6 protein-coding genes are annotated in these 8,464 nt (G+C 76.3%); 5 read left to right on the plus strand and 1 reads right to left on the minus strand.

Going from position 1 to position 8,464, the window contains the following annotated elements; all coding sequences use genetic code 11:
• The 4 genes from ACIQOV_RS15200 to ACIQOV_RS15215 form a co-directional block, all read left to right on the plus strand.
• Nucleotides 1-1,386, plus strand: a 1,386-nt coding sequence (locus ACIQOV_RS15200; RefSeq protein ID WP_401048745.1) for a thioesterase domain-containing protein, incomplete at its 5' end; no start/stop codon positions are given.
• A 6-nt stretch (nt 1,387-1,392) separates the two neighbouring features.
• Nucleotides 1,393-2,697 (plus strand): MFS transporter, encoded by a 1,305-nt coding sequence (locus ACIQOV_RS15205; RefSeq protein ID WP_401048747.1) that lies wholly within the window; start codon nt 1,393-1,395, stop codon nt 2,695-2,697.
• A 64-nt stretch (nt 2,698-2,761) separates the two neighbouring features.
• A complete protein-coding gene (ddaH, locus tag ACIQOV_RS15210; protein ID WP_401048748.1) occupies nt 2,762-3,598 on the plus strand; it encodes a dimethylargininase in 837 nt (278 codons plus the stop codon).
• Nucleotides 3,599-3,743: 145 nt separating this feature from the next.
• On the plus strand, nt 3,744-3,977 hold the full coding sequence (locus ACIQOV_RS15215; protein ID WP_401048750.1) for a hypothetical protein: 234 nt from the start codon (nt 3,744-3,746) through the stop codon (nt 3,975-3,977).
• Between the two features lie 63 nt (nt 3,978-4,040).
• On the opposite strand, the gene ACIQOV_RS15220 is transcribed toward ACIQOV_RS15215, so the two are convergent.
• Nucleotides 4,041-7,283: an AfsR/SARP family transcriptional regulator gene (locus tag ACIQOV_RS15220; protein ID WP_401048752.1), complete on the minus strand. Its 3,243-nt coding sequence runs from the start codon at nt 7,281-7,283 to the stop codon at nt 4,041-4,043.
• 261 nt (nt 7,284-7,544) lie between these two features.
• Here ACIQOV_RS15220 and ACIQOV_RS15225 point away from each other — a divergent pair.
• Nucleotides 7,545-8,464: hypothetical protein (locus ACIQOV_RS15225; RefSeq protein WP_401048754.1), on the plus strand; the 920-nt coding region annotated here is incomplete at its 3' end.

An 8,464-nucleotide genomic window follows, 5' to 3' on the forward strand; every position in this document is an offset into this window, starting at 1 on the left:
CACGGAGGGAGGATGTACCGCACCGGGGACCTGGCCCGCCGCACCCGCGACGGGGAGCTGGAGTACCTCGGCCGCACCGACCACCAGGTGAAGATCCGCGGCTTCCGGATCGAACTCGGCGAGATCGAGCACGTGCTGACGCTCCACCCGCGGGTCGGCGCCGCCGCCGTGCTGCCCGCCGCGGACGGGCTGCGCCTGGTCGCCCACGTGGTGGCCGACGGCCCGCTCGACCCCGCCGAACTGCGCGCCTTCGCCGCCGGCCACCTGCCCGGCTACATGCTGCCCGCCGCCGTCGTCCCGCTGGCCGCGCTGCCGCTCACCGGCAGCGGCAAGCTCGACCGGACGGCGCTGCCCGCACCGGACTTCGGGCAGCTCGCCGGCGGCCGCGCCGCCCGGACGCCGCAGGAGTCGATCCTGTGCGGGCTGTTCGCGGAGGTGCTCGGCCTGGAGGTCGTCGGCATCGACGACGACTTCTTCGACCTCGGCGGCCACTCCCTGCTCGCCATGAAGCTGCTCGCCAAGGTCCGCGGCGCCCTCGGCACGGACCCCGGCATGCGGGCGCTGTTCGAGACACCCACCGTGGCCGGGCTCGCCCGACGGCTCGACCACGGCCCGGCGCCCGACGCGCTGGACGTCCTGCTGCCGCTGCGCGCCGGCGGCGACCGGCCCCCGCTGTTCTGCGTCCACCCGGCGGCCGGCATCAGCTGGGTCTACTCCGGGCTGCTGCGCCACCTCGGCCCCGAGCAGCCGGTGTACGGCCTCCAGGCCCGGGGCCTGCGCGGCGACGCACCGGCGAGCGTCGCCGAGATCGCCGAGGACTACGTGCGGCAGATCCGCGCGGTGCGTCCCGACGGCCCGTACCACCTGCTGGGCTGGTCCTTCGGCGCGGTGGTCGCGCAGGAGATGGCCGTGCGGCTGCGGGCCGAGGGCGCCGAGGTCGGCCTGCTGGCCCTGCTCGACGGCGCCCCGGCGGTCCGCACCGCCGGCGCCCCGCCCGTCGAAACCGCCGACACCCTCGCGGAGTTGCTGCACTCGCTCGGCCACGACCCGGCGGACGGCCGGGGCCTCGCCGATCTGCGGGCCGTGCTCGGGGAGGCCGTGGCCGTGCTGCCGGAGGTCTTCGACCGGCACCGCAAGCTGATGGCCGAGCACGTGCCGGCCCGCTACCGGGGGGACGCCGTCTTCTTCGGGGCGACCACCGGCAAGCCCGCCGACTGGCCGTACGAGCAGAGCTGGCGGCCGTACCTGGACGGCCGGATCGAGAGCCACCGCCTGGCCTGCGCCCACGGCGAGCTGACCCGGCCGGAACCCCTCGCACGGATCGCCGCCGTGCTGACCGAGAAGCTGCACACCGAGAAGCCGCACACCCAGAAGCCGGGAGCGTGACCCGCGATGACCACCACCGTCCCGATCGAATCGCCGGCGCCGCCGGCGCCGCCGGAGCGGCCGCGCGGCCGGTGGGGCCTGTGGGCCCAGGGGGACTTCCGCCGGCTCTGGATCGGTGAGACCACCAGCACCCTCGGCACGGCCGTCGGCAGCGTGGCGCTGTCCCTGGTGGCCGTGGTCACGCTGGGCGCCGGCCCCTTCGCGGTGGGCGTGATCAACGCCGCCGCCTGGCTGCCCTGGCTGTTCCTCGGCCTGCCGGCCGGAGCCTGGGTGGACCGCTGGCCCCGGCTGCGGGTGATGCTGGTCTGCGACCTGCTGCTGCTCGTCCTCTTCGCCAGCGTCCCGGTGTCCGCGTGGCTGGGGGCGCTCTCCCTCGCCCAGCTGGTGGTGGTGGCCCTGCTGACCGGGGCGGTGAAGGTGTTCTTCTCCACCGCCTACGGGGCGGTGCTGCCCGCCCTGGTGGCGAAGGCCGACCTGCTGGAGGCCAACGTCAAGCTGCGCTCCGGGGCCTCGGCGGCGGAGATCGCCGGCCCGGGCGCGGCCGGTCTGCTCGCGCAGGCCTTCGGCGCCGCCAGCGGGATGCTCGCCGACTCGCTCACCTACCTGGTGTCGGCGTTCTGCCTGCGGCGGATCAGGACGGAGGAGCGCCCCCCGCCGGTGTCCGAACGGCGCGGCATCCCGCGCGAGATCGGCGAGGGCGTCCGGTTCCTGCTGCGCGATCCCTACCTGCGCACGTTCGCCTGCTTCGCGGCGGTCGGCAACCTGGGACTGAACGGCATCCAGGCGGTGCAGACGGTCTTCCTGGTGCGCAGCGTGGGGATCGAACCGGGCGCGGTGGGCGCGGTGTTCGCGCTGGTGAGCGTCGGCGGGCTGGCCGGTGCGATGCTGGCCGGGCGGATCGCCCGCAGGCTGGGCACCGCGCGCGGGCTGCTGGTCTGCGAGCTGGTGGTCGCGCCCTTCATCCTGCTGCTGCCGCTGGCGGGCGAGCGGCTGCCGCTCGTGGTCAGCGCGCTCGCCTGGGCCGTCGCGGTCTGCGGCGTGGTGGCGGGCAACGTCCTGGCCGGCAGCTTCTCCCAGGCCTACTGCCCGCCCGAGATGATCGGCCGGATCAGGGCCAGCTCCGCGACCCTCAACTACAGCGCGATCCCGGTGGGAGCCCTGCTCGGCGGCTGGCTCGGCGAGGTGATCGGCGCCCGCGGCACCATCTGGCTGATGGCGGGCGTGCTGCTCTCGGCCGGCGGGGTGCTGCTGGCCAGCCCGCTGCGCGGCCTGCGCGACTTCCCGACCAGGCCGTCGGACCCCGCCGCCTGACCGCGCCGCCCCGCCCCGCCCCGCCCCGCGCCACCTCCCGACCCGCCCTCACCCGGAGGCCCCGATGACCCGCACCGCCCGCCCGCGCCACTACCTGATGTGCCGTCCGACCCACTTCGAGGTCAGCTACGCGATCAACCCGTGGATGGACCCCGCCAAGCCGGTGGACACCGACCTCGCCGTCGCCCAGTGGGAGCGGCTGTACGCCCTCTACGGCGAGCTCGGCCACCGGGTCGACCTGATCGACCCGCTGCCCGGCCTGCCCGACATGGTCTACGCGGCCAACGGCGCCACCGTGGTGGACGGCAAGGTGCTCGGCGCGCGCTTCCGCAACGCCGAGCGGGCCGCCGAGGGCCCGGCCTACCTGGAGTGGTTCCGCGCCCGGGGCTTCGAGACGCGCGATCCGGAGCACGTCAACGAGGGCGAGGGGGACCTGCTGCTGACCGCGGGGTCCGTGCTGGCCGGGCGGGGCTTTCGCAGCGTGGCCGACGGGCACGCGGAGGCCCAGGAGTTCTTCGGCCGGCCGGTGATCGGGCTGGAGCTGGTCGACCCGCGCTACTACCACCTGGACACCGCGCTCGCCGTGCTCGACGGCGACGAGATCATGTACAACCCGGAGGCCTTCTCGGCCGGCAGCCGTGCCGTCCTGCGGCGGCTGTTCCCGGACGCGCTGCTGGTGGGCGGCGAGGACGCGGCGGTGTTCGGCCTCAACGCGGTGAGCGACGGCCTGCACGTGGTGCTGCCGGAGGCGGCCGTCGGCCTGGCCGCGCGGCTGCGCGAGCGCGGCTTCCGGCCGATCGGGATGGACCTCAGCGAGCTGCTCAAGGGCGGCGGCAGCGTGAAGTGCTGCACCCTGGAGATCCGTTCGGAAATTCGTTCGGAGATCCGTTCGGAGGTCTGAGAAGCGGCTCGGCCGGGCACCGGTGATCAGTGGTGACCACCGGTGCTCGGCTGTAGATCGGCCGTTGACCGCCCCCGGCCAGACTGGTGCCACACCACGACGGAACCCCTTCCCCCCGGGGAAGCGACCCAAGGGAGCACCAGAGATGACGCAGCGTCCGGCCACCGCCCGTACCCGCCTGCGGCTGTTCACGGTCGGCCTCGGGGTGGTCGTCGCCCTGGGCGCGGGCCTCTCCGCCACGGTCGCCGTGGCGGAGTCGGCCGGCGCCGGGACGGCGACGGTGGTGAGCGGCGACGCGACGCCGACGGCCGTCCCCACCCCGACCCCGACCAGCACCGGGCACGGCAGCACCGGCGACTGGAACAGCACCGGGTCCTGAGCGTGCCGGGCCCCGTGCACGCCGGTTCCTGAGCGCGCCGAAGCCGGGCGCAGGATCGATTCTTCAGCAGCCCGAGGACAGCCGGTCGGCGGCCCGCCGCCCCTTCGGGACCGAGGGAGCCGACGGGACCGACGGAGCCGATGCGGCCGACGGAGCCGACGGAGCCGATGCGGCCGATGCGGCAGAACCCTCCCGCGGGGACAGCAGCCCCGCCACCTCCGCCGCCTCCGGCAGCCCCAGCCGGACGAAGATCCGGTGCGCCTCCCGCAGCCGGCCGCCCGCCTCGGCCTCCCGCCCGAGGTCGGCCAGGGTCCGGCCCAGCACCACCAGCGCGTGGCCCTGGTCCCGTTCGGCACCCAGCTCCTCGCACAGCTCCAGCGACTGCCCGGCGTGCTCCAGCGCCTCGTCCGTCCGGCCCAGCGACCGCAGACTGTCCGCCATCCGGTAGCGGGCGTGCGCCGCCCGGGCCCGCAGACCGGCCGCCGAGGCCACCGCCAGGCACTCGCCGAACCAGGTGACCGCCTCCTCGTGCCGCCCCAGCCCGTGCAGCGCCAGCCCCAGCACGTACAGCGTGTACGCCCGGCCCGGATCGTCGTGCCGGGTCCGCAGTTCGGCCAGCGCCTCGTGGCAGATCGGCACCGCCTCGGCGGCCCGCCCGCTGCGCACCCGGGCCAGCGCCGCGTTCACCGTCGTCACCAGCGCCCCGGAGCGGTGGCCGAGTTCGCGGGCCAGCAGCAGCGCCTCGTCGTAGTGCCCGACGGCCTCGTCGTAGCGGCTGAGGAACTGGCAGACCAGGCCGAGGTCGTTCAGCGCCTGGCGCAGGATCACCGTGTCGCCCGCCGAGCGGGAGGCGGCCACCGCCAGCCGGGAGGCCGCCTCCGCCTCCTCCAGCCGGGTGGCGGCCAGGGCGACGTTGCCGCGGAGGAAGTGCGCCCGGCCAGCTGCCCGGTGGTCGGCGCGGTGGACCGCGGCGGCGGCCAGGGCCTGCGCGGTGGTGGCCAGTTGGCGGCTGGGCGGGGCGAGGACGAACGGCGTGAGCGCGATCAGCAGATCGATCGCGGCGCGCAGCGGCTCGGGCCCCGGGCCCTGCCCCGGCCCGTGTGTCGGGCCATGCGTCGGCGCACGGCCGTCGGCAGGAGCGGGCGGGGCGCCCGCGGGGTCGTCCGCGACGGTCCAGCCCGCCACCTGGGCGGCCAGCGCGATCGCCCCGGAACCCTCCGCCTCGGCCCAGGCCCGCGCCCCGTCCGGGCCGTCCAGCGGAACGCCCGCGCTGCGGGCGGGCCCCAGCGCGCCGGCCGCCGGATCCCCGGGAACGGCGTGCTGGAAGGCCGTGCACGCGGTGGCCAGCAGGTGGTCGAGCATCCGGTCGCGGGCCGCCACCGCCGCGCCGGGATCGTCCGGACGGCGCCGGGCGAACGCGCGCAGCAGGTCGTGGAAGCGGTAGCGGCCGGGGAAGGGCGACTCCATCATCGCCACGTCCACCAGAGCCTCCAACAGGTCCTCGGCGTCGTACTCGTCGAGGTCCAGCAGGGCGGCCGCGGCCTGCAGCCCGAGGTCCGGGCCGTCCACCGAGGCGGCCAGCCGGAACGCCCGGGCCTGGGCGGGCGTCAACTGGCGGTAGCTCAGTTCGAAGGCGGCCGCCACCTCCAGGTCGCCGATGCGCAGCTCGTCGATCCGGCGGCGCTCGACCGCCAGCCGGCGGCCCAGTGTCTGCACCGTCCAGCTCGGCCGGGCGGCCAGCCTGGCCGCCACGATCCGCACCGCGAGCGGGAGGTGGCCGCAGACGAGCAGCAGCTCCCGGGCGGCCTCGGCCTCGGCGGCCAGCCGTTCGGCGCCGATGGTGCGGCCCAGCAGTTCGAGCGCCTCCTCGGGTTCGAAGACGCCCAGGTCGGCCTGGACGGTCGCGGGCAGTCCGGACAGCCGGGTGCGGCTGGTGGTGAGCACGGCGCAGCCGACCGCGCCCGGCAGCAGCGGTCTGATCTGCGCGGTGTCGTGGACGTTGTCGAGCACCAGCAGCAGCCGCCGGCCGTCCACCACCGAGCGGAACAGCGCCGAGCGGGCGTCCAGTCCGTCCGGCACCGCGTCGGCCGGCACGCCGAGCGCCACCAGGAAGCCGCTGAGCACCGCCTCCGGATCGGCCGGGGTGGCGTCGGCGCCCCGCAGGTCGACGTAGAGCTGCCCGTCCGGGTAGGCCTCGCGCACCCGGTGGGCGACGTGCAGGGCCAGCGCGGTCTTGCCGACCCCGCCCATGCCGACCACGGTCGCGATCGCCAGCGCCTGCTGGCCGGGCGCGCCGAGGGCTCCGCCCAGCCGCTCCACCAGCACCGTACGGCCGGTGAAGTCGGCCGCGTCGGGCGGAAGCTGGGCCGGTCTGGGGGCCGGCACGCCGTTCCCGGCAGGGGCGGCGGCGGGTGCGTCCGGTACCGCGGGTCCGCCGGCCGGCTCCGGCGTTCCGGCCCCGGGCGTGGTCCGCTCCGCCGGGCCGGGCCCGGGCGCGGCCGGCCCGGGCACGGCGGACACCGGCCGGAGGACCGGCGCCGGGGCGGCCAGCGTCGGGTCGCCCTCCAGGATCCGCTGGTGCAGCAGGTCCAGTTCCACCCCGGGCGCCACGCCCAGCTCGGCCAGGAACAGCTGACGCGCGCCGCGGAACACCGCCAGCGCGTCCGCCTGCCGCCCGGCCTGGTACAGCGCGCGCATCAGCAGCCCGTACGCCCGCTCGTGCAGCGGGTGTTCGGTGGTCAGCGAGGTCAGCTCCGGGATGCACCGGGAGTAGCGGCCGAGCGCCAGGTCCAGGGCGATCCGTTCCTCCAGCAGGGTCAGCCGCAGCTCCTGGAGTCGCTGGCGCTGGCGCTGCGCGAACGGGCCGGGGATGCCGGCCAGCGGCTCGCCCTGCCACAACTCCAGTGCCTGGTTCAGCAGATCACGCGCCTGCTGCGGCTCCCCGGCGGCCGCCGTGCGCTCGGCCTGCGCCGCCAGCTCCTCCGCCTGCGCCGCGTCCACCGCGTGCTTGGGCAGCACCAGCCGGTAGCCGTCCCCGACCGAGGTCAGTACGGTCGGCGCGTCCGGTTCCTCGCCGTGCAGCACCTTGCGCCACCGCCAGGCGTACGTGCGCACCGTCGTCATCGCGGTGCCCGGCGGCTCCTCGCCCCACAGGGCGTCGATCAGGTCGGTGGCGCTCGCGCCGTGGCCGGGCCGCAGCAGCAGCACCGCCAGCATCGCCTGCTGCTGGGGGCTGCCCACCTTCAGCGCGGTCGCACCGCGCTGCGCTCTCATCAGTCCCAGCACCGAGAACCGGAAATCATCCATCCCTGCACCTGCCCGCCTCATGTGCTCGCCCCCGTCCGCGCACGTGCCGCCCCCCGATTCGATGAGCCCCTATCAACCCACGGCACCCCGCGGGATGTCGAGGGATCATCGACCCGGTGGTGATCCGGCGTTGATCGGCCGTGACCACAATCGACGGTGTGGCGCCCGCAGTCGGCCCGGCCCCGACCGCCGGACCCGCCACGTCCCCGGTCGCCCGGCCGCCGTCCGGCCGACCACCACGGCTCTCGGAGGCGGACCCCCATGAACACCGACCTGCTCCACCGGCTGCTCGACGTCGACCCGGCCGCCGGACCGGTCGACCTGCTCCACCGCGCCCGGGGCGAGCGCCACCTCCCGTACCTGGTGCTCGCCGCGCTCGCCCGGGACGGCGTCCGGATGGGCCGGCACGCCCGCGCCGAGCTGCAGCGCGCCCGCGACCGGGCCGAGTGCTACGCGGGCGTCGCGCGCGACCTCGCCGACGCCACCGGGGTCCGCCCGATCCGCGACCTGCCACTGGCCGGCTACTACCCGCCCGACCTGCCCCGGCCGCTGGCCGAGCTCGGCCTCGTCAGCCCCACCGAGGCCACGCTCTGGCAGGCCGTCAACCGGCTGGTCACCGATCACCCGGTGGAGTCCGTGGAGGTCACCCTGTTCGGCGAGCGGCCCCGGCACACCGCCGTCACCCTGCGCTGGCCGGGCGAGGACCCGCTGCTGGACCCGTGGTACCAGGTACGGGTCGCCACCGCCGCGCTCACCGGCGACCTCGCCACCGTCCCGGTCCGCCCCTACCTGGCCGCCGACGACCACGTGGAATGCCTGATCGCCCTCGCCGAGGAGGGGCTCGGGCGCGCCTTCCTCGCGGGCGACGTGATCGACGTCGCCCAGCTCGCCGGGCAGCCCTTCGACCCCGTCGAGACCGCCGCGGTGGTCGCCGCCTACCGGCTCGCCCCGGAGGCCGCGGCCCTCCTCGACCTCGCCGCCGAACACGTGCCGCTCGGCTCCCTGCGGGACGTGCGCACCGTCCTGGAGACCGAGGTCGCCCCCGAACGGCGCCGCCGCCGCGGCCGCCACCGCCCGCTCCGGCCGCGCCACGGCACCCTGCTGCGCCGCACCGTCATCCGGCACCGGTGGGGACGAGGCTCGGGGTTCGGAGCGGTTGCGGCGGGCGGCGCGGGAGAACG

The organism is Kitasatospora sp. NPDC091257, from assembly GCF_044757675.1.
Classification (GTDB): domain Bacteria; phylum Actinomycetota; class Actinomycetes; order Streptomycetales; family Streptomycetaceae; genus Kitasatospora; species Kitasatospora lactacystinica.

Excerpts from the sequence above, each read along its gene's own strand:
- ACIQOV_RS15205 (WP_401048747.1), top strand. The coding sequence starts at position 1,393 with ATGACCACCACCGTCCCGATCGAATCGCCGGCGCCGCCGGCGCCGCCG.
- ddaH (WP_401048748.1), top strand. The coding sequence starts at position 2,762 with ATGACCCGCACCGCCCGCCCGCGCCACTACCTGATGTGCCGTCCGACC.
- ACIQOV_RS15215 (WP_401048750.1), top strand. The coding sequence starts at position 3,744 with ATGACGCAGCGTCCGGCCACCGCCCGTACCCGCCTGCGGCTGTTCACG.
- ACIQOV_RS15220 (WP_401048752.1), bottom strand. The coding sequence starts at position 7,283 with ATGGATGATTTCCGGTTCTCGGTGCTGGGACTGATGAGAGCGCAGCGC.